The organism is Herbaspirillum sp. AP02, from assembly GCF_015767275.1.
GTDB lineage: Bacteria > Pseudomonadota > Gammaproteobacteria > Burkholderiales > Burkholderiaceae_D > Herbaspirillum.
Window position 1 is genome coordinate 623483 of the sequence record NZ_JADWMY010000001.1, and the last position, 23656, is coordinate 647138.

22 protein-coding genes are annotated in these 23656 nt (G+C 62.7%); 11 read left to right on the forward strand and 11 right to left on the reverse strand.

Going from position 1 to position 23656, the window contains the following annotated elements:
• Window positions 1–16: 16 nt before the first annotated feature.
• The 9 genes from I5R65_RS02715 to thrC all read right to left on the reverse strand — a co-directional run bounded on the left by I5R65_RS02715 (window position 17) and on the right by thrC (window position 8965).
• The gene (locus I5R65_RS02715) at window positions 17–304 is read right to left on the reverse strand and encodes a helix-turn-helix transcriptional regulator (protein ID WP_006462616.1); all 288 of its coding nucleotides are present in this window, start codon (window positions 302–304) and stop codon (window positions 17–19) included.
• The gene (locus I5R65_RS02720; RefSeq protein WP_180668695.1) at window positions 305–1594 is read right to left on the reverse strand and encodes a type II toxin-antitoxin system HipA family toxin; all 1290 of its coding nucleotides are present in this window, start codon (window positions 1592–1594) and stop codon (window positions 305–307) included.
• A 76-nt stretch (window positions 1595–1670) separates the two neighbouring features.
• Window positions 1671–2999, reverse strand: coding sequence for an Nramp family divalent metal transporter (locus I5R65_RS02725; RefSeq protein WP_180668696.1), 1329 nt, complete (start codon window positions 2997–2999; stop codon window positions 1671–1673).
• Window positions 3000–3101: 102 nt separating this feature from the next.
• Window positions 3102–3554, reverse strand: coding sequence for a molybdopterin synthase catalytic subunit MoaE (gene moaE / locus I5R65_RS02730; RefSeq protein ID WP_180668697.1), 453 nt, complete (start codon window positions 3552–3554; stop codon window positions 3102–3104).
• Window positions 3555–3631: 77 nt separating this feature from the next.
• Window positions 3632–5002, reverse strand: a complete 1371-nt coding sequence (locus tag I5R65_RS02735; protein ID WP_180668698.1) for a gluconate:H+ symporter — start codon at window positions 5000–5002, stop codon at window positions 3632–3634.
• Window positions 5003–5137: 135 nt separating this feature from the next.
• Entirely contained in the window at window positions 5138–5782 is a 645-nt protein-coding gene (locus tag I5R65_RS02740) for a bifunctional 2-polyprenyl-6-hydroxyphenol methylase/3-demethylubiquinol 3-O-methyltransferase UbiG (protein WP_180668699.1), read from the reverse strand.
• A 1-nt stretch (window position 5783) separates the two neighbouring features.
• On the reverse strand, window positions 5784–6041 hold the full coding sequence (gene moaD / locus I5R65_RS02745; RefSeq protein ID WP_180668700.1) for a molybdopterin converting factor subunit 1: 258 nt from the start codon (window positions 6039–6041) through the stop codon (window positions 5784–5786).
• 21 nt (window positions 6042–6062) lie between these two features.
• Window positions 6063–7283, reverse strand: coding sequence for a gephyrin-like molybdotransferase Glp (gene glp / locus I5R65_RS02750; protein WP_370460946.1), 1221 nt, complete (start codon window positions 7281–7283; stop codon window positions 6063–6065).
• Window positions 7284–7504: 221 nt separating this feature from the next.
• Window positions 7505–8965 (reverse strand): threonine synthase, encoded by a 1461-nt coding sequence (gene thrC / locus I5R65_RS02755; RefSeq protein ID WP_180668702.1) that lies wholly within the window; start codon window positions 8963–8965, stop codon window positions 7505–7507.
• 323 nt (window positions 8966–9288) lie between these two features.
• Here thrC and I5R65_RS02760 point away from each other — a divergent pair, with 323 nt between their 5' ends.
• Entirely contained in the window at window positions 9289–9726 is a 438-nt protein-coding gene (locus I5R65_RS02760) for a surface-adhesin E family protein (protein WP_180668703.1), read from the forward strand.
• Between the two features lie 110 nt (window positions 9727–9836).
• On the opposite strand, the gene I5R65_RS02765 is transcribed toward I5R65_RS02760, so the two are convergent.
• On the reverse strand, window positions 9837–11147 hold the full coding sequence (locus tag I5R65_RS02765) for a homoserine dehydrogenase (protein ID WP_180668704.1): 1311 nt from the start codon (window positions 11145–11147) through the stop codon (window positions 9837–9839).
• Between the two features lie 71 nt (window positions 11148–11218).
• Window positions 11219–12448: a pyridoxal phosphate-dependent aminotransferase gene (locus I5R65_RS02770; RefSeq protein ID WP_180668705.1), complete on the reverse strand. Its 1230-nt coding sequence runs from the start codon at window positions 12446–12448 to the stop codon at window positions 11219–11221.
• 394 nt (window positions 12449–12842) lie between these two features.
• Here I5R65_RS02770 and I5R65_RS02775 point away from each other — a divergent pair, with 394 nt between their 5' ends.
• The 10 genes from I5R65_RS02775 (at window position 12843) to I5R65_RS02820 (ending at window position 23577) form a co-directional block, all read left to right on the forward strand.
• Window positions 12843–13223, forward strand: a complete 381-nt coding sequence (locus I5R65_RS02775; protein WP_077237067.1) for an Mth938-like domain-containing protein — start codon at window positions 12843–12845, stop codon at window positions 13221–13223.
• Between the two features lie 55 nt (window positions 13224–13278).
• The gene (locus I5R65_RS02780) at window positions 13279–15021 is read left to right on the forward strand and encodes a glycosyltransferase family 39 protein (RefSeq protein WP_180668706.1); all 1743 of its coding nucleotides are present in this window, start codon (window positions 13279–13281) and stop codon (window positions 15019–15021) included.
• Window positions 15018–15389, forward strand: a complete 372-nt coding sequence (locus I5R65_RS02785) for an EamA family transporter (protein ID WP_006462630.1) — start codon at window positions 15018–15020, stop codon at window positions 15387–15389. The genes I5R65_RS02780 and I5R65_RS02785 overlap by 4 nt, the downstream gene beginning before the upstream one ends.
• Before the next feature lie 87 nt (window positions 15390–15476).
• Window positions 15477–16607, forward strand: coding sequence for a DegT/DnrJ/EryC1/StrS aminotransferase family protein (locus I5R65_RS02790; RefSeq protein ID WP_180668707.1), 1131 nt, complete (start codon window positions 15477–15479; stop codon window positions 16605–16607).
• 180 nt (window positions 16608–16787) lie between these two features.
• The gene (locus I5R65_RS02795) at window positions 16788–17744 is read left to right on the forward strand and encodes a glycosyltransferase (RefSeq protein WP_180668708.1); all 957 of its coding nucleotides are present in this window, start codon (window positions 16788–16790) and stop codon (window positions 17742–17744) included.
• Window positions 17741–18658 carry a formyltransferase gene (locus I5R65_RS02800; protein ID WP_180668709.1) on the forward strand — a complete coding sequence of 306 codons (918 nt, stop codon included), beginning with the start codon at window positions 17741–17743 and terminating at the stop codon, window positions 18656–18658. Before I5R65_RS02795 ends, I5R65_RS02800 begins: the two co-directional genes overlap by 4 nt.
• A gap of 29 nt (window positions 18659–18687) precedes the next feature.
• On the forward strand, window positions 18688–19743 hold the full coding sequence (locus I5R65_RS02805) for a bifunctional UDP-4-keto-pentose/UDP-xylose synthase (protein WP_180668710.1): 1056 nt from the start codon (window positions 18688–18690) through the stop codon (window positions 19741–19743).
• Between the two features lie 254 nt (window positions 19744–19997).
• A complete protein-coding gene (locus I5R65_RS02810; protein ID WP_180668711.1) occupies window positions 19998–20939 on the forward strand; it encodes a xylanase in 942 nt (313 codons plus the stop codon).
• Between the two features lie 70 nt (window positions 20940–21009).
• On the forward strand, window positions 21010–21486 hold the full coding sequence (locus I5R65_RS02815) for a peroxiredoxin (protein ID WP_180668712.1): 477 nt from the start codon (window positions 21010–21012) through the stop codon (window positions 21484–21486).
• 423 nt (window positions 21487–21909) lie between these two features.
• A complete protein-coding gene (locus tag I5R65_RS02820) occupies window positions 21910–23577 on the forward strand; it encodes a PhoH family protein (protein ID WP_231395039.1) in 1668 nt (555 codons plus the stop codon).
• Window positions 23578–23656: the final 79 nt, after the last annotated feature.

Sequence of the window (23656 nt, forward strand, 5' to 3'; positions counted from 1 at the left end):
ATCAGGGCCGCCTTTTTCATGTGCGCTTGCGCGCCACCGCACCCACGCTCATGCCGACCGGCTTGAGCAGCTTGTCGGCAGTGGCCAGCGTGGGGCTGGACTCACCGCGTTCGATATCCTGCAAGGTGCGGGCAGATACGCCGCACAGCTTGGCGTATTCGGCAATGGTCAGGCGCAAGGTGGTGCGGATCTTGCGGATCACGGCGGGAATGGGCAGGGCCGGATCGGCGGCCAGTTCATCGAACAGCGCACGCCGTTCTTCCAATTGCTCGATGGCAGTGAGAGGCTTGAAGCGCTTGTCCATTCAAAGCGCCTCCAGCTGGGTACGGACCTGGGCCAGCGTGACGGCCAACGGGTCGAGGAATGGCGCTTCGATGCCCAGCGCCAGCGCACGCTCCAGCAAACCCGCCAGCGGTCCGGCCATCTCGCGCACAGCCGCCCTCACCGGTGCCGCATCCAATCGGGCGACATCGCAGGCCTGCTCGATGGCGCTGGCCCACTGCGGCGAGCCGCCGTCATCGTGCTCCCAGCGCATGCGCCGGGCGATGCCATCGGGATGCAACCACATCGGCGCGAAATCGAACAGCGGCGTGAGTCCGATCGCCCCCTGCGCATCGCGCCGTATGGCGGTGTTGCGGGCGTGGTTGTCGCGGTTGCGCAAGACGATGTTGGCGATGTCGCGCTTGAGGTATTCGATGATCTCCCCCATCGGATCGGTGGCGACCTGGCCCAGCCGGGCACAGGCGGCATTGTGCGACGGGGTCGCGGCAAAGCCGGTGACCCCGCATAGCGAGGCGATGCTTTCCTGCGCATGACGCACCACCCGGCCGTGGCGCAGCTCCCGGTCGAAACGCGGGATGAACAAGGCCTTGCCATGCAGTTCCAGCGCATCGTGGACCTTCAGGCCGAGGCTGGCGGCCAACTGCATGTAAGGGGCTTCCAGCCGCAGGATGTTGGCCAGATCAGGATCGGGGCCACGCCCGAACTTGACGATGTAGTGGCGTTCGGCCAGTTCATCGGGCAAGGCGTGGTCCAGGTAGAACAGGCCGTCGCGCGCGCGCGTCAACAGAATCTTCGGCCATTCCCCCTGCACCCCTGAGGAGCCGGCCAGGAACAAGCCGTGTTGGGCCAGGTATTCGCTGAAGTCTTCCGAACGCGCGGCGATTTCATCGATGCCGAATCCGCGCAACAGCGGCCCGCTGCGTTGCTGGGCCCATTGCCAGGCTTCGAGCACGCGCATGTTCCCGATGGGATTGCCAGCCCCGGCGCAGAGCAGCGGCCAGTCGGCGCTGGCCTCGGCACGCTCGTCCAAGCCAAGCTGGCGCAGCAACTCGCCACGGCCATAGCCCTGCGGCAATAGATCGATCAGAAAAGCCGGCCACCGGCTTTCTTGCAAAGCGTCGAAGCTCACCGGCACATTGACCGACACCGCAGCCGCATCGCGCCTATCCTGGTAGTCCACCACGTGCGCGGCTTCATAGACCAGGAAAGACGGCGCGCCCATACCCTGCTCGAGCGGGCCAGTCAGCGACAGGGCAGCCGCGTCGCGCCAGGCGCCGTCGATATGCAGTTGCAGGGTGCAGGAGTTCTTCATATACACATCATACTATCATCAATAACCAGAAAATCCAGGATAAAGATGATAGTTTGATGTGAAAATAAGGCTGTGCTCAAGCGACAAACACCTGCCACACCAGCCACACATTGGCGGCCGAAATCGCCACGAACAGCAGCCACGCCGTGGCACTGACCCACCAGCGGTTGACCAGCTCGCCCATCAGGTCGGCACGGCTGGTCAGGCGGATCAGCGGGTACATGGCAAAGGGCAACTGCAGCGACAGCACCACCTGGCTGGCCACCAGCAGCTTGCCCACCGAATGCGGCCCCAGGGTAAGCACGCCGATCAGCGCCGGCACCAGCGCCAGGGCGCGGGTGATGACGCGGCGCTGCCAGCAGGGAATCTTCAGCTTTAGGAAGCCTTCCATGATGACCTGGCCAGCAATGGTGCCGGTGAAGGTCGAGCTCTGGCCAGACGCGAACAGGCCCACGCCGAACAGGATGGCCGCCATGGCCGAGCCGGTGATGGGGTCCAGCAGATGGTAGGCCTCATCCAGCTCGGCGACCTGGGTATTGCCGCTCTTGTGGAAGGCGGTGGCGGCCAGGATCAGGATGGTGGCGTTGATGACCATGGCGATCAGCAACGAGATCGTGGTATCGACCCGGGTGTAGCGCACCGCTTCCAGCAGGGAGGCCGGATCGCGCCGCACGCTGCGGGTCTGCACGATGGAAGAATGCAGGTAGAGATTGTGCGGCATCACGGTGGCGCCGATGATGCCGATGGCCAGATACAGCGGCTCGCGGCTGGAGATGGCCTGCAGCGAGGGGACGAAGCCTTGCATCACTTCGTGCCAGTCGGCCTTGACGAAGGCCAGTTGTGCCAGCAGGCAGGTGGCGATCGTGACGACCAGTCCGAGGATGATGGCCTCGACCTGGCGGAAGCCCCTGCCCTTCAGTCCAAGCACGATCAGGGTATCGAGCGCGGTCAGCAGCACGCCCACCGGCAGCGATACGCCCAGCAGCAGGTTGAAGGCCAGTGCGCAGCCCAGCACTTCGGCCAGGTCGCAGGCGATGATGGAGAGTTCGGCCAGCACCCACATGCCCTTGCCCACGGCGGGCGGGTAGTGTTCGCGCGAATGCACCGCCAAATCCTTGCCGGTGGCGATGCCCAGGCGTGCGCACAGGCATTGCAGCACGATGGCGGCCAGGCTGGAGAGCATCACCACGAACAGCAGCTGGTAGCCGAACTGTGAACCGGCCTGGATGGAGGTGGCCCAGTTGCCCGGGTCCATGTAGCCGATCGACACCAGCAGGCCGGGGCCGACGTAGATGCGCAGCTTTTGCCAGACCGAGGCACCGGCCGGCACAGCGACCGAGCCCGCCACTTCGGACGGGCAGAATGGCGCGGTGGCCGTGGTCGGCAGACCGGGAATGCGCGGCATGCGTGGTAAACGTGGAAATTGAAACTTCAGTGGCAAGACGGTTTCCCCCTGTGATCGCCCTTGGCGGCCGGCGCCGGGATCAAGCTCCCGAGGCAGGACGCCTTATTGTTTCCACTTGGTCAGCGCAGTGTCGTCGCTCTCGCGGGCATCAACCCAGCGGGCGCCGTCCGGCGTCTGTTCCTTCTTCCAGAACGGCGCCTGGGTCTTGAGGTAATCCATGATGAATTCGCAGGCCGCGAAGGCTTCGCCGCGATGGGGCGAGGTGACCGCCACCAGCACGATCTGCTCCAACGGCTGCATGGGGCCGATGCGATGGATCACCAGCGCATCGAAGATGGGCCAGCGCGCCTTGGCCTGTTCCACGATCTGCTCGAGGGCGCGCTCGGTCATGACCGGATAGTGTTCCAGCTCCATGGCCGAGACGGCCGCGCCCTCATTGAGATCTCGCACCGTGCCCACGAAGCTCACCACCGCCCCTACGCGGGGATTGGACAGGCGCAGTTGCGCCACTTCGGTGGAAAGATCGAAATCGGCGGTCTGGACGCGGACAGGCATGGCTGGACGGAAAGTGAAAGGCAGGGCTGCGATTCTACCAGCGCAGCCCTGCCCGCGAGCACGCGTCGATCAGACGATCAGACGATCAGCCCCCACAGCAGCAGCGTCATGCCCAGCCCGATCACCGAGACCAGGGTCTGGATCACCGACCAGGTCGCCAGGGTCTGCTTGAGGTTCAGGCCGAAGTATTCCTTGACCATCCAGAAGCCGGCGTCATTGACGTGGCAGAAGAACACCGAGCCGGCACCGATGGCCAGGGCCATCAGCGAATTGTGGGTCGCCGACAGGCCCGCCACCAACGGCGCGACGATGCCGGCGGTGGCGGTGGTGGCGACGGTAGCCGAACCGGTGGCCTGGCGCAGTGCCACGGCGATGATCCAGGCCAGGAGGATGAGCGGCATGTGGGTGCCGGTGGCGATCTTGGTGATGGTGTCGCTGATGCCGGCGGCCAGCAGGGTCTGCTTGAGGCCGCCGCCAGCGCCGATGGTCAGCAGCAGGCCAGCGATGGGCGGCAAGGCGCGGCGCAGCGTGGCACCCACCTCGAAGCGGCTGCTGCCCTGGCCCCAGCCCAGCACCACCACGGCAAACAGCACCGTGACGGTGAGTGCGATGATGGGTTCGCCGAAGAAGTTGAGCATCTCGAACAGCTCGGTCTTGGGGGTGACCCAGATGCGCGCCACGGTACGGCCCAGCATCAACGCCACCGGCAGCAGGATGGTCACCAGCGAGGCGACGAAGCCCGGCTGCGACTGGCCTTCACGGGCGCTGAAGAGCTTGCCGATCTGGTCCGGTTCGGCCAGGTTCAGGCGCGGTGCCAGGAAGTTGCCATACAGCGGTCCAGCAATGATGACCGCCGGAATGGCGACGATGAAACCCAGCAGCATGGTGGTGCCGAGGTCGGCATGCAGGGCCGACACGGCAATCAAGGGGCCGGGGTGCGGCGGCAAGAGCGCGTGCAGCGTGGTCATGCCGGCCAATGCGGGAATGGCCACGCGCATGATGGGCAACTGCGAACGGCGTGCCATGACGAAAATGATCGGCGCCATCATCACCAGCCCGACCTCGAAGAACAGCGGCAGGCCGACCACCAGGGCCACCAGTGCCATCATCCAGGGAATGATGCTGCCACGCGCGTAGCGCAGCAGGGTATTGACGATGCGGTCGGCCGCGCCGGACTCGGCCATGAGCGCGCCCAGCATGGCGCCCAGGGCGATGATGATGCCGGCCTCGCCCAACAGGCTACCGGCACCCTTGCTGAAGGCCTTGGCAATCTCTTCCAGCGGCAGGCCGGCGCCGATGCCGGCGATGAAGGTGCCGATGAGGATGGACAGGAAGGGTGCGATAGATAGAAAGCTGATCAGCACCACGATGGCGATCAATGCCGCCAGCGTGACCAGCAGCAACTGCGTGTCCTGGGCCGCCCAGGCGGCCAGATGGGTCGAAATCAAGATGGTTCCTTCTTCAGGTGTGGATGAATGCGCATCGATGGACGATGTCTTTTGTGCAGCCCCTCCGCAAGCCTGTTTGGCGCAGGCTTGGTCTCCTCCTAAAGAATCCGGATGTCGAATGTCCTGGTGGTTTGCTTAGCTCCGGTCTTCTGTTTTTTGCCAGACGCTGGCCAACCACGGCTGCTGCTCACGTGGCAAGCCGTCGGGGCGGTAATAATGCCGCAATTCAACGAATCCTGCTGGCAACAGGTAACGGCGCCAGCCTTCCAGGCTATGCCAGACGCCATAGCGGGGACCGCTCCAGCCTTCCAGGTCCTCCCCGCGGGGATTGGAACTGAACAGGATGCCGCCCGGCTTGAGGCTGGCATGCAACCGGACAAGCACGTTCGGCAGCGCGGCCGAAGGCACATGGAACAGCGAGGCATTGGCGAAGATGCCGTCGAAGCGCTGCAATGGCAGGTCCAACTGCAGGAAATCCTGGTGCAAGACCTCGCAGCCGCTGGCCGCACGCGCCATCTCGACGAACTCGGCAGTGCCATCCAGGCCCACGGCGACATGGCCACGCCGGGTGAATTCGATCAGATCGCGTCCCGGGCCGCAGCCGAAGTCCAGAATCGTGAAGGGTCCCTGTCCGGCCTGGCCGGCTCTGGTCTGCAAGGCCTCCAGCAACGCCGCCATGTTCTGGCTGACATCATGATCCCAGGTGCCTTCGCGAAAGCTCTCCGCATTGCTGCTGTAGTGCGCAATCGTGCCGACCGAGGGATCCCGACGGGTGCCCATGTCAGCCACCGGTGACCGGCGGGAAGAAGGCCACTTCGCCGCCCTCGGCAATCTCGGTATCGGCCTCGGTCATGTCATGGTCGTAGGCCATGCGCAGGTTCTTTTCCGGCCCCAGCACGTCGGCCCAGATGCCGCCGCGTCCCATCAGGAAGGCGCGCACGTCGCCGACGGTCTTGACGCTGTCCGGCAACTCGATGATTTCCTGCGAGGTCTGCAGGGCTTCGCGCACGCTGGCGAAGAAACGGAGTTCGATTTTCATGAAAGGAAATTCCTTGATGGTTCAGTTGAGCAGATGATCGAAGGTCAGGAACTGCACCATGTCGCCGGCGGCGATGGTCTGTCCGGGCGGGTTGTCAATCAGGCCGTCGGCCCAGGCGGTCGAGGTCAGGACCGCCGAGCCCTGGCTGGGGAAGAGATCCAGTCCGCCCAGTGCATTGCGGCGCACGCGCAGGAATTCCTGGCGGCGGTCGGCGCGGGGCCAGTCGAAGTCAGCACGCATGCTCACTGCCTGCGGCAACACGGCTGCGCGTGGCAGGCCCTGCAGACGCAGCAGGAAAGGTCGTACAAACAGCAGGAAGGTGACGAAGGAAGAGACAGGATTACCGGGCAAGCCCATGAAGAACGCTTCGCCCGCGCCCTCTTCTCCGCGCCGCACCTGACCGAAGGCCAGGGGCTTGCCGGGTTTCATGGCGATCTGCCACATGTTGATGCGCCCTTCCGCTTCCACGGCCGGCTTCACATGGTCTTCCTCGCCCACGGAAACGCCACCGCTGGTGATGATGAGGTCATGCTCGCGGGCGGCTTCGCGCAGGGTCTGGCGGGTGGCGGCCAGGTTGTCGGGAACGATGCCGTAGTCGCTGACGGCGCAACCCAGTTTTTGCAGCAGGCCACGCAGGAGGAAGCGGTTGGAGTTGTAGATGGCACCGGGCTTGAGAGGCTCGCCGGGCATGGTCAGTTCGTCGCCGGTGAAGAACACCGCCACCCGTACCCGGCGCAATACCTCCAGTTCGGCCTGGCCGACTGAAGCCGCCAGCCCCAGTTCCTGCGGGCGCAGACGGGTGCCGGCGTCGAGGACGGTGCTGCCCTGGCAGATGTCTTCGCCGATGGTACGGACCCATTCGCCGCAGATGGGCACATGGCGGATCACGACGTGGTCACCGTCCACCTCGCAGGCTTCCTGCATGACGATGGCGTCTGCGCCCTCGGGCAGCATGGCGCCGGTGAAGATGCGGGCGGCCGTGCCGGCTTCCAGCGGCTGGCCGACGTGACCGGCGGGAATGCGCTGCGACACCCGCAGGCGCGCCTGGCCGGAGGCGCAATCGGCGGCACGTACCGCATAGCCATCCATCTGCGAATTGTCCATGCCCGGGACGTTGATATGGGCCTGCACGGGCGCGGCCAGCACGCGGCCACAGGCGTCCAGGGTGGCGATGGTCTGGCTGCCGGTGACCGGCACGGCCGCCTCGAGCAAGGTGTCGAGCGCCTGGGCGACACTTTGCATGGGCGCGCGGGCGGGCTTGACCGGGGAGTCTGGACTAGGAGTGGACGTGGATTGCATGGCGGGCCTGAGGGATGGAATGCGGGAAGCGCGCTGTTTTCTGGTCAATTCCGGTCAATACAGCGACCCGACATTCTAATGCAATCGCAGCCCGCCTGCGGCCCATGAAAAACGCCGCCCGGGCCTGCGGCGCGGACGGCGTGATCGGGGAGAACCAACAATGCTTACAGGTCGGTATGCTCGGCCACGAAGGCCTTCACGCGAGCGGCGTCGGCCGGTATGACCTCGAAGCGCTGCGGCAACGCCTCGATGTTCTCGAAGCCGGCCGGGCGGTCGGCGTCGCGCCCCAGGGCTTCGCGGATGGTCTCGTTGAACTTGGCCGGCAAGGCGGTCTCCAGCACGATCATGGTGACGCCCGGGGTGAGGTTTTCACGCGCCACCTTGATGCCGTCGGCGGTGTGGGTATCGACCGTGATGCCGTAGGACTTTTCGGCAAAGCGGATGGTGTCCAGACGGTCGGCGTGGGAGGACTTGCCGGAGGCGAACCCGTACTTGATCACGCTGGCGAATTCATCGCCATCGCTGCCGGGCTTGCCGGTCAGGTCGAAGCCACCAGCGGTCTCGACCTTGTGGAACAGGGTCTTGACGCGGGCGCTGTCGCGACCCAGCAGGTCATAGACGAAGCGCTCGAAGTTGGAGGCCTTGCTGATGTCCATGCTGGGGCTGCTGGTGTGGTAGGTCTCGGCCGACTTGCGTACGCGGTAGACACCCGTGCGGAAGAACTCGTCGAGCACGTCGTTCTCGTTGGTGGCCACCACCAGCTTGTCGATGGGCAGGCCCATCATGCGGGCAATGTGGCCGGCGCAGATATTGCCGAAGTTGCCCGAGGGGACGGTGAAGGACACCTTCTGTTCGTTGCTGGTGGTGGCCGCCAGGTAGCCGCGGAAGTAGTACACCACCTGCGCCACCACGCGCGCCCAGTTGATCGAGTTGACGGTGCCGATCTTCTTAGCAGCCTTGTAGCCGAGATCGTTGGAGATGGCCTTGACGATGTCCTGGCAGTCGTCGAAGACGCCTTCCACCGCCAGGTTGAAGATGTTGGGGTCTTGCAGGCTGAACATCTGCGCGGTCTGGAAGGCGCTCATCTTCTTGTGCGGGGACAGCATGAAGACGCGGATGCCCTTCTTGCCACGCATGGCGTATTCGGCAGCGCTGCCGGTGTCCCCGGAGGTGGCACCGACGATATTCAATTCGGCGCCCTTCTTGGCGAGCGCATATTCGAACAGGTTACCCAGCAGTTGCATGGCCATGTCCTTGAAGGCCAGCGTGGGGCCGTTGGACAGGCTTTGCAGCACCAGCTTCTTGCCATCGCGCTCTTCCAGCGTGCGCAGCGGGGTGATCTGGCCGGCATCCTCGCCGGCGCGGGTGTTGCGGTAGACGTCGGCGGTATAGGTCTTGTGCGCCAGGGCCTTGAGATCGGCTTCGGGAATATCGGTGGCGAACTTGCGCAGCACCTCGAAGGCCAAGTCGGCATAGGACAGCTTGCGCCACTGGTCGAGCTCGGCACCGCTCACCTGCGGATACTGCGCCGGCAGGTACAGGCCACCATCCGGGGCCAGGCCGCCCAGCAGGATGTCGGAGAAGGAAGGAGTTGCAGCGTGACCGCGTGTGGAGACGTATTGCATGTCGATAGGAAGCGCCGGCAGGCGGCTGGAGGGTGAATTGGCAGGAAAGCCTTGGATTATAAGGCCAGACGGCCTACGACAAAAGCGCAGCAGGGGCCCGGCCGCGAAATCCCTGCCACGCACTGATCGCCGCGCCGCTGCGCGGGTGGACCGCACTATTGCCCCGGAACATCACAGACCTGAAATAAAACGTTACCACCCTTGAAAGCCGGCCATGGCCGGGCTATGCTGCGCCACTTCGTGCTGCAGCGCCGGATTGACGGAATGTTTGCACGCTGGCTGCGTCAAAGACCTATTCAAACTCAACAAGGATGGAAAACGGCATGAATCACAAGACCAAGACCCTGCTCGCAACGACCGGCCTGTTCGCGGCCCTCCTGGCGAGTCTGCCGGCCCACGCCGAGAACTGGCAATCGCTGGGCGGCACCGACCAGTCCGAACTGCTGGTCGATACCGACTCCATCGTCGAGTCCGGCGGCGTGCGCGAGGCCTGGTCGCTGTGGAACTTCAAGGAAGCGCGTCCCAACAATGGCGACAAGAGCTTCCCGACGCTGAAGTCCTACAAGGACCTGCACCAGTACAACTGCAAGGCCGGCACCATGAAGCTGGTGCGCGAGATCATCTTTGCCGAGAACGATGGCAAGGGCGACAAGCGCGACCATTCCGACGCGCTCAAGGGCATGGATTTCATCAAGCCCAAGCCGATGTCGGTGGGTGATGCCATGCTGCAGGCGGTGTGCAGCTTCGAACTGAAGAAGTAAGACACAGCAGGACGGCCATCGCCCGGCGCGGCGGTCCGCCCTGCCGGAATAAAAAATCGGAGCCCGCGGGCTCCGATTTTCGTTGGCGGCAAGACTTGACCGGCCGGGGATCAGCTCAGCTCTTCCAGGCGGATCTTGGTGACCTTGCCCACGACGGTGGACAGGGCTTCGATCTTGGCGATGGCGGCCTCGATGTTCTTTTCCTGGGTCTGGTGGGTCAGCATGATGATATCGGTCTGCTGTTCACCTTCGGCCGGCTCTTTCTGCAGCATGGCGTCGATAGAGATGGTCGAATCGGCCAGGATGCGGGTCACGTCGGCCAGCACGCCGGCCTGGTCGGCCACGCGGATGCGCAGGTAGTAGCTGGTCACCACTTCGCTCATGGGCAGCACCGGAGTATCGGCCATGGCATTGAGCTGGAAGGCCAGCGAAGGCACATGGTGTTCCGGGTCGGCCGTGGCCAGGCGGGTGATGTCGACCAGGTCGGCAATCACGGCCGAGGCGGTCGGCTCGGAACCGGCGCCCTTGCCGTAGTACAGGGCTTCGCCGACGGCGTCGCCACGTACCACCACCGCATTCATCGCGCCCTCGACATTGGCGATCAGGCGCGAGGCCGGGATCAGCGTCGGGTGCACGCGCAGTTCGATGCCCTTCTCGGTCTGGCGCGTGATGCCCAGCAGCTTGATGCGGTAGCCCAGCTTTTCGGCATAGGTGATGTCGCTGGCCTGCAGCTTGGTGATGCCTTCCACGTGGGCCTTGTCGAACTGCACCGGGATGCCGAAGGCGATCGAGGCCATGATGGTCAGCTTGTGGGCTGCGTCCACGCCTTCGATGTCGAAGGTCGGATCGGCCTCGGCATAACCCAGACGCTGCGCTTCCTTCAGGACCACGTCGAAGTCCAGCCCCTTGTCGCGCATCTCGGAGAGGATGAAGTTGGTGGTGCCGTTGATGATGCCGGCCACCCACTGGATGCGGTTGGCGGTCAGGCCTTCACGCAGTGCCTTGATGATGGGGATGCCACCGGCCACGGCCGCCTCGAAGGCCACCATGACGCCCTTTTCCTGCGCGGCCTTGAAGATCTCGTTGCCATGGGTGGCGATCAGGGCCTTGTTGGCCGTGACCACGTGCTTGCCGTTGGCGATCGCCTTGAGCACCAGATCGCGGGCGGTGTCGTAGCCGCCGATCAGTTCGACGACGATATCGATCTCGGGATCGTTCACCACCAGGTTGCCGTCGTTGACGACCTTGACTTCTCCATGGGTCAGTTCGGTCGCACGGGCAGTGTTGCGAGCGGCGACCATGGTAATTTCAATGCCCCGGCCTGCACGGCGCGCAATCTCTTCCTGGTTGCGCTTGAGAACATTGAACGTACCGGAACCCACGGTGCCGATGCCGAGCAAACCTACTTTGATGGATTTCATATTGTCTTCGTGGTTGATGAAAAAGACCGCCATGCCGTTTCAGCGGACAGGACGGGGTACTGCAGAAACGGTCAGGCGGTGCCGTGGCGGCGACGATAGCCCTCCAGGAAATGGGCGATGCGGCCCATGGATTCGGTCAGATCGTCGGTATTGGGCAGGAACACCACGCGGAAGTGGTCCGGCGTGGGGCAGTTGAAGCCTGTGCCCTGCACGATCAGTACCTTTTCCTCGGCCAGCAGTTCGTAGGCGAATTCCTGGTCATCCTTGATCGGGTAGACGTCCGGGTCCAGGCGCGGGAACATGTACAGCGCCGACTTGGGCTTCACGCAGGTGACACCCGGGATGTCGGTCAGGAGCTTGTGCGCCAGGTCGCGCTGCTTGGTCAGGCGGCCGTTGGGGCCGACCAGGTCATTGATGCTCTGGTAGCCGCCCAGCGCGGTCTGGATCGCGAACTGGCCTGGCGCATTGGCGCACAGGCGCATCGAGGCCAGCATGTTGAGGCCTTCGATATAGTCGCGGGCGTGCTTCTTCTCGCCCGAGACCACCATCCAGCCGGCACGATAGCCGCAGGAACGATAGTTCTTGGACAGGCCATTGAAGGTGATGAACAGCACATCGTCGGCCAGCGACGCCAGCGAGGTGTGGGTGTTGCCGTCGTAGAGCACCTTGTCGTAGATCTCGTCGGCCAGGATGATCAACTGGTGCTGGCGCGCCAGTTCGATGATTTCCTTCAGCACCTCGACCGAATAGAGCGCGCCGGTCGGGTTGTTGGGGTTGATGACGACGATGGCCTTGGTGTTGGGGGTGATCTTCTTCTTGATGTCGGCGATATCGGGTTGCCAGCCTTGCTGCTCGTCGCACACATAATGCACCGGAGTACCGCCGGACAGGCTCACGGCCGCGGTCCACAGCGGATAGTCGGGCGACGGCACCAGCACTTCGTCGCCGGTGTTGAGCAGCGCGTTCACGCTCATGACGATCAGCTCGGAGGCGCCATTGCCCAGGTAGATGTCATCGATGGTGACGCCTTCGATCTTCTTTTGCTGGGTGTAGTGCATGACCGACTTGCGGGGGGCGAACAGGCCCTTGGAGTCGGTATAGCCGGAGGCATTGCCCATGTTGCGGATCATGTCCTGCACGATCTCGTCGGGGGCGTCGAAGCCGAAGGCGGCCAGGTTGCCGATGTTGAGCTTGATGATCTTGTGGCCCTCTTCCTCCATCTGGCGCGCCTTTTCCAGCACGGGACCCCGAATGTCGTAACACACATCTGCCAGCTTCTTGGATTTCTGAATCGGTCGCACAGCTCTTCCTCTAATCGTTTCGCAGGGGACCGGCCAGCCTGGCCCCCATCGGATCTCATCGGGTCTCTCGGCTTGCATGGCGGGTCCGGAACCTTTGCCTCGCGGTCCTCTCCATTACCACGCTTGCCGTCATTTTCCTGCATGTTCGTACCTGCTGCAGTGCAATGTAAAGCACGTGCAAAGAGGCCGGTGGCAGCACCCCACGGGCCCGCCGGGAACCGGCCATTTTGCCCAAAGCTAAGCATTTTATCAATCAAATAGGCGTGCGCCGGGGTCGGAAACGGCTACAATGGCGCACTTTACGACCACGTTGCCGCGATGCATGTCGCCATGACATCCCGGCCCGGCCGTCTGCCCGGACCGGGCGCCTGCAACCCATCCTGCCCATCCTGCGATGAAGCTCCACACGACCGAGACCAAGCAATACCAGACCGTCACCGCCTATGATGAGGACGGTGTCGAGCTCAATGCCATCCGTTTCACCAACAGCTTGCTGGTGCTGCCCGAAACCGAGCCGGTGCCCTGGCCGGTGGACAGCTTCGAGGCGCTCACCCCGCAGCATTTCGACCAGATCGACGCCACCGCGCCCGACGTGGTCATCCTGGGTACCGGCGAGCGCCAGCGCTTCGTCCATCCCAAGCTGACCACCGTGCTCACGGCGCGCCGCATCGGTGTGGAATGCATGGACAACCAGGCCGCCTGTCGCACCTACAACATCCTCATGGCCGAGGGACGCAAGGTGGCACTGGCGCTGATCATCGCGCCACAAGCCTGAACCGGCACTTGCCGCGACAAGAAACCCAAGAACACGCAACAAGGAACCGCTGTCAATGCGCGAACTGTACAAATCCAAGGCGTTCGTCTGGACGCTGCTTATCCTCTTCCTGCTGGTCTGGTTCTGGATGCTGGGCGCTCGCGTCCTGGTGCCCACCGATGAAGGCCGCTACGCCGAGATGGCACGCGAAATGGTGGCCACGCAAGACTGGATCACCACCCGCCTGAACGGCATCAAGTATTTCGAGAAGCCGCCGCTGCAGACCTGGATGAATGCCATCACCTTCGAGCTGTTCGGCCTGGGTGAATGGCAGGCGCGCCTGTGGACGGGCCTGTGCGGCCTGCTCGGCATCGGCCTGGCCGGCTACACCGGCACCCGCGTGTTCAATGGCCGCGTGGGCTACTATGCCGCACTGGTGCTGGCGTCCAGCTTCTTCTGGGCCGGCATGGGTCACATCAATACGCTGGACATGGGCCTGTCGGGCATGATGACCATCGCCCTGTGCGCCCTGCTGATGGCCCAACGCGACGGGGCCTCACGCGAAAGTCAGCGCAACTGGATGCTGTTGTGCTGGACCGGCATGGCCCTGGCGGTGCTGTCCAAGGGGCTGATCGGCATCGTGCTGCCGGGTGCGGTACTGGTGCTCTACACCGTCTTCGCCCGCGACTGGGCGATCTGGAAGCGGCTGCACCTGGTCAAGGGCCTGATCCTGTTCTTCGCCATCTGCACGCCCTGGTTCGTGGCGGTGTCGCTGCGCAACCCGGAATTCCCGCAGTTCTTCTTCATCCACGAGCACTTCCAGCGCTTCACCAGCAAGATCCATAGCCGGACTGGCCCGTGGTACTACTTCATCCCCATCCTGGTGCTGGGTATCATTCCGTGGTTGGGCGTGTTCTTCCAGAGCCTGTGGAAAGGCACCCGCGAACAACGCGATACGGCGGGCTACAACAGCCTCAACGGCGGGCGCTTCCAGCCCAAGCGACTGTTGCTGGTGTGGGCGGTGTTCATCTTCGTGTTCTTCAGCATTTCGGACTCCAAGCTGCCTTCCTACGTGCTGCCGATCTTCCCGGCGCTGGCGCTGCTGATCGCCTGCCACCTGGAAGAAGCCGACTACAAGGCGCTGGCCTGGGCCGGTTCGCTGGTGGCCCTGCCCGCCGCAGTGGCGCTGGCCTTCATCCCGCGCGTGCCGTCGATGGCCAAGGATGCCTACTCGCTGCCGCTGGTGGAAGCCCACGTGCCCTACCTCTACGCCGCGGCGCTGATCTTCTTCGTCGGCGGCATCGCCGCGATCCGCCTGGCCCGCCAGCACAAGGACTGGGCCGTCACCTCGCTGGCGACAACCGCCTTCGTGGCCGGACAGTTGCTGCTGCTGGGGCATGACCCGCAAGGCCGCTATTCGGCTGGCGTGGACTACGTGCCGGCGCTGCAGGCCGAGCTCAAGCCGGAAACCCCGATCTACCTGGTCGGTCGCTATGAACAGGCCCTGCCCTTCTACCTGCGCCGCACCATGACCCTGGTGCAGCACGCCGACGAAATGGAGTTCGGCCTGAAGCAGGAACCGCAGCTGTGGCTGCCAACGGTGGACGCCTTCGTGGCCCAGTGGGTGGCCGACAATGCGGCCGGCAAGAAGGATATCGCCATCATCGATCCGACCATCTACAAGCAGCTGGTCGAGCGCAAGTTGCCGATGCGCCTGATCGGCCAGGACCCGCGCCGCGTCATCGTGGCCAATGATCCGCCGCCTGCGTCCACTCCTGCCGCTGCCCACGCCAACGGCGAGAAAAAGGCCGGCAAATGAACCTGGCGACATTTGGCTTCATCTTTGTCGGCATCTGCCTGAACGCAGTGGCGCAACTTCTGCTCAAGGCCGGCACCAATGCCGTGGGCGCGATCCATCTGACCGCGGACAACTGGTTTTCCACCGGCCTCAAGCTGGCCACCCAGCTGCCCATCATCGGCGGCCTGTCCTGCTATGTGATTTCGGTGGGCGTGTGGATCATCGGCCTGTCGCGGGTGGATGTCACCATTGCCTATCCACTGCTTTCACTGGGTTACATCATCAACGCCATCGGTGCCTGGTATTTCCTGGGTGAGGCCATTTCCATGCAGCGCCTGCTGGCCATCGGCGTGATCATTGTCGGCGTGGTCTTGCTGACCCGAAGCTGATTTACAATACCGGGTCGCCGCGCGGCGCTCGCCCGCCAGCGCCGCGCCGGCCCTCCCATCCTGAATATCGTCTGACCGGATTCCACCATGAGCCTGCCTTCGCTGCCATTCCTCCCTTTCGCCAAACCCACCATCGATGAAGCCACCATCGCCGCCGTCGGCGAGGTGCTGCGCTCGGGCTGGATCACCAGCGGCCCCAAGGTTCAGGCGTTCGAAAAGGCGCTGTCGGAATACCTGGGCGGACGCATCGTGCGCACCTTCAATTCCGGCACCTGCACGATGGAAATCGCGCTGCGCATCGCCGGCATCGGCCCGGGCGACGAAGTCATCACCACCCCCATCTCCTGGGTGGCGACGGCCAACGTGATCCTGGAAACCGGCGCCACCCCGGTGTTCGCCGACATCGACCCGATCACCCGCAATATCGATCTGGACCGCCTGGAAGCAGCCATCACCCCACGCACCAAGGCGATCATCCCGGTCTATCTGTCCGGCCTGCCGGTGGACATGGACCGCCTGTATGCGATCGCCGCCAAGCACAAGCTGCGCGTGGTGGAAGACGCCGCCCAGGCGCTGGGTTCGACCTGGAATGGCAAGCGCATCGGCTCGTTCGGCGACTTTGTCTCCTTCAGCCTGCAGGCCAACAAGAACATCACCAGCGCCGAAGGCGGCTTCCTGGTACTGAACAATGCCGACGAAGCGCGCCTGGCCGAGAAATATCGTCTGCAGGGCGTCACCCGCAGCGGCTTCGACGGGCTGGAAGTGGACGTGCTGGGCGGCAAGTACAACCTGACCGATGTGAACGCCGCCATCGGCCTGGGCCAGTTCGCCCACATCGACGCCGTGACCGCCCACCGCAAGGAACTGGCACGCCATTACTTCGCCTGCTTCGGCAGCAACTTCGAGGCCAACTACGGTGCCCAGCTGCCGGTGGCCGACTTCGAGAACTCGAACTGGCACATGTTCCAGCTGGTGCTGCCGGAACGCATTACCCGTGCTGCCTTCATGGAAAAGATGATGGAAAAGCAGGTCGGCATCGGCTACCACTACCCGGCCATTCACCTGCTCAAGCTCTACCGTGAACGCGGCTTCAAGGAAGGCATGTTCCCGGTGGCCGAACGCGTCGGCCAGCGCATCGTCTCCCTGCCGATGTTCAATGTCATGCGTAAAGAGGACGTTGTGCGCGCGGTTGAAACGGTAAAATCGGTGCTTGGCTGATTTTTGCGAAATTGTTCGAAAATTTCGGCATAATTCGATTTATTTGCATTTTCGCAATTTGCCGCTTTCGCAATTCGTCATCCTTGCAACACGCTGGCCTGAACGCCGCGACCACCACCGTCGCAGCGCATCGGGCCTTTGATTTATTTCAGTACCTGCATTTCCAGCATTCGATATTTGATGAAACCAGAACTGTCCGTCGTCATCCCGGTTTACAACGAGGAATCCGGGCTCTCCAAACTGTTCGAGCGCCTCTACCCGGCGCTGGACGCCTTGGGCTACAGCTATGAAGTCATCTTCGTCAACGATGGCAGCCGCGACCGCTCGGCCGGCATCCTGGCCGAACAGTATCGGCTGCGTCCGGACGTCACGCGGGTGGTGCTCTTCAATGGCAACTACGGTCAGCACATGGCCATCATGGCCGGCTTCGAGGCGACCCGGGGTGATGTGGTGGTGACGCTGGACGCTGACCTGCAAAATCCCCCCGAAGAAATCGGCAACCTGGTCGCCAAGATGCGCGAGGGCTACGACTATGTCGGCTCGATCCGCCGCGAGCGCCAGGATTCGGCCTGGCGAACCTACGCCTCCAAGGCCATGAACCGCCTGCGCGAGAAGATCACCCGCATCAAGATGACCGACCAGGGCAATATGCTGCGCGCCTATGGCCGCAACGTCATCGACCTGGTCAACCGCTGCCGCGAAGTGAACACCTTCGTACCGGCATTGGCCTATACCTTCTCGCGCAATCCGACCGAGATCGTGGTGGAGCATGAAGAGCGCTCGGCCGGGGAGTCGAAATATTCCTTCTACAGCCTGATCCGCCTGAACTTCGACCTGGTGACCGGCTTCTCGCTGGTACCGCTGCAATTCTTCTCGCTGCTGGGCATCGCCCTGTCGTTCGCCTCGGCGGCCTTGTTCATCCTGATCGTACTGCGCCGGCTGCTGATCGGTGCCGAAGTGGGCGGCGTCTTCACGCTGTTCGCCATCACCTTCTTCCTGATGGGCGTGATCCTGTTCTCGATCGGCCTGCTGGGTGAATACATCGGCCGCATCTACATGCAGGTGCGCGCGCGCCCGCGCTATGTGGTGCAGGCCATCCTTGAGCAATCCTCTTCGGAAGACAAGCAAGCCCTATGAACGCCGTCGTATTCGCCTACCATGACGTGGGGGTGCGCTGCCTGAAAGTCTTGCTCGCCCGTGGCGTGCAGGTCTCGCTGGTGGTCACGCACGAAGACAATGCCGCCGAGAACATCTGGTTCGGCTCGGTGGCCGGGGTCTGCCGGGAACATGGCATCGCCTGCATCACCCCCACCGACCCGAAGTCGCCGCAATTGCTGGCCCAGGTGCAGGCGGCGCAGCCGGAGTTTATCTTCAGTTTCTATTACCGTCACATGTTGCCTGTGGAAGTGCTGGCGACGGCCCGGCGCGGCGCCTACAACATGCATGGTTCGCTGCTGCCCAAATACCGTGGCCGCGTGCCGATCAACTGGGCGGTGCTGCATGGCGAGACCGAGACCGGTGCCACCTTGCATGAAATGACCGTCAAGCCGGACGCCGGCAGCATCGTGGCCCAGACGGCCGTGCCTATTCTGCCTGACGATACGGCCCACGAGGTATTCGGCAAGGTCGTGGTCGCTGCCGAGATGACGCTGTGGAATGCCCTGCCGGCCATGCTGTCGGGGCACACGCCGGAGTTGCCCAATGATTTGTCCAAGGGCAGCTACTATAGCGGCCGCAAGCCCGAGGATGGCCGTATCGACTGGCGCCGTACCGCCCGCGAAGTCCATAATCTGGTGCGCGCCGTAGCGCCCCCCTACCCCGGCGCCTTCGAGGAAATCGCGGGTGATAAAATTACGGTCACGAGAACCCGGCTGGTTCCGCAGTCGGCCCACCCGCCCCTGCAACGGGCCCACGGCATGCAGGACAAGTTCTTCGAAGGCGGCAAGTTGTACGCCCGTTGTGGCGATGGCAACTTCCTCCAGATCCTGGGGATCCAGATCAATGATCAGGATGCTTCACTCAACAATTATCTGAAATACATGGCCTCCTGAAGTCCGGCCATTCACTAGCTCTCTACATTATGAAAAAAGTCCTCATTCTCGGCGTCAACGGCTTCATCGGCCACCACCTGTCCAAGCGCATCCTGGAAACCACGGATTGGCACGTCTATGGCATGGACATGATGACCGACCGCATCACCGACATCCTGGAAAACGAGGCCTACAAGTCGCGCATGCACTTCTTCGAGGGCGACATCACCATCAACCAGGAATGGGTGGAATACCACGTCAAGAAGTGCGACGTGATCCTGCCGCTGGTGGCCATCGCCACTCCGTCGACCTACGTCAATGCGCCGCTGCGCGTGTTCGAGCTGGACTTCGAAGCCAACCTGCCGATCGTGCGTTCGGCCGCCAAGTACAAGAAGCACCTGGTCTTCCCCTCGACCTCGGAAGTCTATGGCATGTGCCACGACGAGGAATTCGATCCGGAGGAATCCGAGCTGATCTGTGGTCCGATCAACAAGCCGCGCTGGATCTACTCCTGCGCCAAGCAGTTGATGGATCGCGTGATCTGGGGCTATGGCATGGAATCCGGCCTGAATTTCACCCTGTTCCGTCCGTTCAACTGGATCGGTGCCGGCCTGGACTCGATCCATACGCCCAAGGAAGGCTCGTCCCGCGTGGTGACCCAGTTCTTCGGCCACATCGTGCGCGGCGAGAACATCTCGCTGGTCGACGGCGGCCTGCAGAAGCGCGCCTTCACCTATATCGATGACGGCATCGATGCGCTGATGAAGATCATCGCCAACGAAGGCGGCGTAGCCACGGGCAAGATCTACAACATCGGCAACCCGGTCAACAACTACTCCATCAAGGACCTGGCCGACATGATGTTGAAGCTGGCCACCGAGTATCCGGAATATGCCGAGACCGCCAAGCAGGTGCAACTGGTCGAGACCACCTCCGCTGCCTACTACGGCAAGGGTTACCAGGACGTGCAGAACCGCGTCCCGAAGATCACCAATACCTGCGAAGAACTGAACTGGGCGCCCAAGACCACCATGGCCGACACCCTGCGCAATATCTTCGACGCCTATCGCAGCCAGGTCGCCGAAGCCCGTGCCCTGATGGACTGATTTCCGTCCCGCCACGGCCCACAAAACCGCGCTTCTGGCGCGGTTTTGTTTTTTCCGGCGAGAAACCGCAACAGAGGCGATCGTCATGGGCCGATGTGCAGCCTGTTTTCCCCATTTTGCTGCATCGCTGCATATTGTTCTATCGGCCGCACAATGCTAGTCTCGCAACTTGTCGGCGGTCACTGGAATCATCTCCCGGAGCCCGCCCCACACCATGGCGAAACACAGCCATCACCCATTCCCGGTTCAGCGAATTGCCCAAACTCACACTCAAGATCGACGCCGACACCTACCGCGGTACCCGCGTCGGCGTCCCCAACCTGATCGCGCAATTGCGCCGCCATGGCGCTGGCGCCACCTTCCTGTTCTCCCTGGGTCCCGACCACACTGGCTGGGCGCTCAAGCAGATCTTCCGCCCGGGTTTCTTCAGCAAGGTGTCGCGCACTTCGGTGGTGGAACATTACGGCATCAAGACGCTGATGTACGGCACCCTGCTGCCGGCACCGGACATCGGCAAGACCTGTGCCGGCTTCATGCGCCAGGCCCGTGATGCCGGCTTCGAATGCGGCATCCATACCTGGGACCACCGCGTCTGGCAGGACGATGTACGTACCGCCGATGCCCAGTGGACGGTGGAGACCATGCACCAGTCGCACCAGCGTTATCGCGAGATTTTCGGCGAGGCGCCACGCACCCACGGTGCCGCCGGTTGGCAGATGAACGACCATGCCTTCGTACAGCTGGACCAGTTCGGCATGGCCTATTCCTCCGATGGTCGTTCGCAACTGCGCGAGGATGGCCGCCTGGCCGACCAGGACGCCGGCCCGCATCGGCTGTCGGCCTTCGGCAAGCCGTTGTCCTGTGTGCAATTGCCGACGACGCTGCCCACGCTGGACGAAATCCTGGGACGCGAGATCGGCGGCAAGATGATCGACGCTGGCAATGCCGCCGAATTCCTGCTGCAGCTGACCAAGCAACCGCGTGATCATGTGTTCACCTTGCACGCCGAACTTGAAGGCCAGAAACTCGCCCCCATTTTCGAACGATTGCTAGCCGGCTGGCGAGCCCAGGGTTATGAACTGGTCTCCATGGGCGACTACTACGACAGCGTCAGCAATGACGTCCTGCCCATCCTGCCGATCAGCTGGGGCGAATTGCCCGGCCGCTCGGGCGAGATGATCGTACAGGCCATGTAATCCAGGCAACAGCTGAAGCTTTCTGCCTGCATCACTTCCACCAACAAGACTTCACCTACGGGGCGCCACTTTGACAGACCGACCATCCATCCTGAACAAGACCGTGCCGGAGTTTTCGGCCGCCATGACCAGTGGCAAGACTTTCAACCTGGCCGATTACCGGGGCAAGAACCTGGTGCTGTATTTCTATCCCAAGGACAACACGCCGGGCTGTACCACCGAGGGGATGCAGTTCCGTGACCTGCATCCGCAATTCCAGGCCGCCAATACCGAAATCTTCGGCATCAGCCGCGACAGCCTGAAGTCGCACGAAAACTTCAAGGGCAAGCTGGGCATGCCTTTCGAGCTGATCTCCGATCCGGATGAAACCCTGTGCGCCATGTTCGATGTCATGAAGATGAAAAACATGTATGGCAAGCAGGTGCGCGGTGTGGAGCGCAGCACGTTTGTGATTGACGGCGCAGGTAAAGTGGTGAAAGAATGGCGTGGAGTGAAGGTTCCTGCCCACGTGGATGAGGTACTGACCTTCATCAACACCCTCGCCTGAACTGCACAAGAAGCGCTGCCGTGCTTTGCGTGAACGCCCATGAGGCGGCAGGTTCCGGCAGCGAAGGATCCGTCTGGCAAGCGTTTCCGACGCGTTCGACAAAAATGCGGTCAAACGATACAAGCCATTGAATTCAAACAGAAAAACGTTTGCTGGAAGCCGTTTCAGGTTTAGGCCTCAGGCCTGCCGAAACGGCTTTTTTACTTTTCGATTTGCCGCCCCCTCTAATCAAGCCCTTGCCACTCCCTTTGCCAGCTTGCCCGGCAAGGGTTTCATTAGACTTCTCGGCCCCGCAGCTTCACTTTGCTTCCCTTTGCTGTTCGCTGTTTTGCTTCACCTGTTCGCTCTGACAAAGCGGAGTTTTCTTCATCCACTTCCGAGGTCCTGATGCCCCTGCCCAAAATGCCGAGCAAACCAGCTTCGATGCTGTCTCCCGAGGACTATCCCAAGGCCGATCGCAACAAGCCTGTCAAACCGAACATCACTCTCGTTGAAACGTCCGCTCCTGCCGTTGCACCACAAGAAGTCGCCGTCGCCGCGCCCACCGTTGCCGATGCCAAGGTCGCAGCACCCCGTGCGCGCATCACCGGCAAGACCGCCGCCGTGACCGAAAAGCCGAAAGCCGCACCCAAGAGCGCCGAGATCCGACCCAAATCCTCCACCAGCCGGGTGGCCGACAAGCTGGGCAAGTCCAAGCTGTTCGTGCTGGACACCAACGTGCTGATGCATGATCCGACCTCGCTGTTCCGCTTCGAGGAACACGACATCTACCTGCCCATGGTCACGCTGGAAGAGCTGGACAACCACAAGAAGGGCATGTCCGAAGTGGCCCGCAATGCCCGTCAGATCTCGCGTTCGCTGGATGCGCTGGTGTCCGACATCGCCGAGGACGCGATCGACCTGGGTATCCCGCTCTCCAAGCTGGGCAACAAGGACGCCAAGGGTCGCCTGTACTTCCAGACCAAGCTGCAGAACGCCGCCCTGCCCGAAGGCCTGCCCGAGGGCAAGGCCGACAACCAGATCCTGGGCGTGGTGCGTGCGCTGGACCAGCAGAATCCGGAGCGTCCGGTGGTGCTGGTGTCCAAGGACATCAACATGCGCCTGAAGGCGCGTGCCATCGGCCTGCCTGCCGAAGACTACTTCAACGACCATGTGCTGGAAGACACCGACCTGCTGTACTCGGGCATCCAGCAATTGCCGGATGACTTCTGGAACAAGCACGGCAAGGGCATGGAATCCTGGCAGGAAAGCCGCCACGGCAGCAGCTACACCTACTACCGTGTCACCGGCCCCTACGTGCCCTCGCTGCTGGTCAACCAGTTCGTGTTCATCGAGCCCAAGAATGGCGAACCGGCTTTCTACGGCCAGGTCAGCCAGATCAACGGCAAGACCGCAGTGCTGCAGACCTTGCGTGACTTCGGCCATGCCAAGAACAGCGTCTGGGGGATCACTGCGCGCAACCGCGAACAGAACTTCGCGCTGAACCTGCTGATGAACCCGGAGTGCGACTTCGTCACCCTGCTGGGCCAGGCCGGTACCGGCAAGACCTTGCTGGCGCTGGCCTCGGGCCTGGCGCAGGTGCTTGAAACCAAGCTCTACAACGAGATCATCGTCACCCGCGTGACGGTGCCGGTCGGCGAAGACATCGGCTTCCTGCCCGGAACCGAGGAAGAAAAGATGGGCCCCTGGATGGGCGCCTTCGACGACAACCTCGAGGTGCTCAACAAGTCGGACGGCGATGCCGGTGAATGGGGTCGTGCCGCGACCCAGGACCTGATCCGCTCGCGCATCAAGATCAAGTCGCTCAACTTCATGCGTGGGCGTACTTTCGTGAACAAGTTCTTGATCATCGATGAGGCGCAGAACCTGACGCCCAAGCAGATGAAGACACTGGTCACGCGAGCCGGTCCGGGTACCAAGATCGTCTGCCTGGGCAACATCGCCCAGATCGATACACCCTACCTGACCGAAGGCTCGAGCGGCCTGACCTACGTGGTCGACCGCTTCAAGGGCTGGGCCCACAGCGGCCACGTCACCCTGGCGCGGGGCGAACGCTCCCGCCTGGCGGATCACGCGAGCGACGTGTTGTAAGCATTTTTCTTCAGCAGCAAAGCAAAAAGCCACGGTAAAACGTGGCTTTTTGCTTTCGGGCGACTGCTGCGGAAGCTGC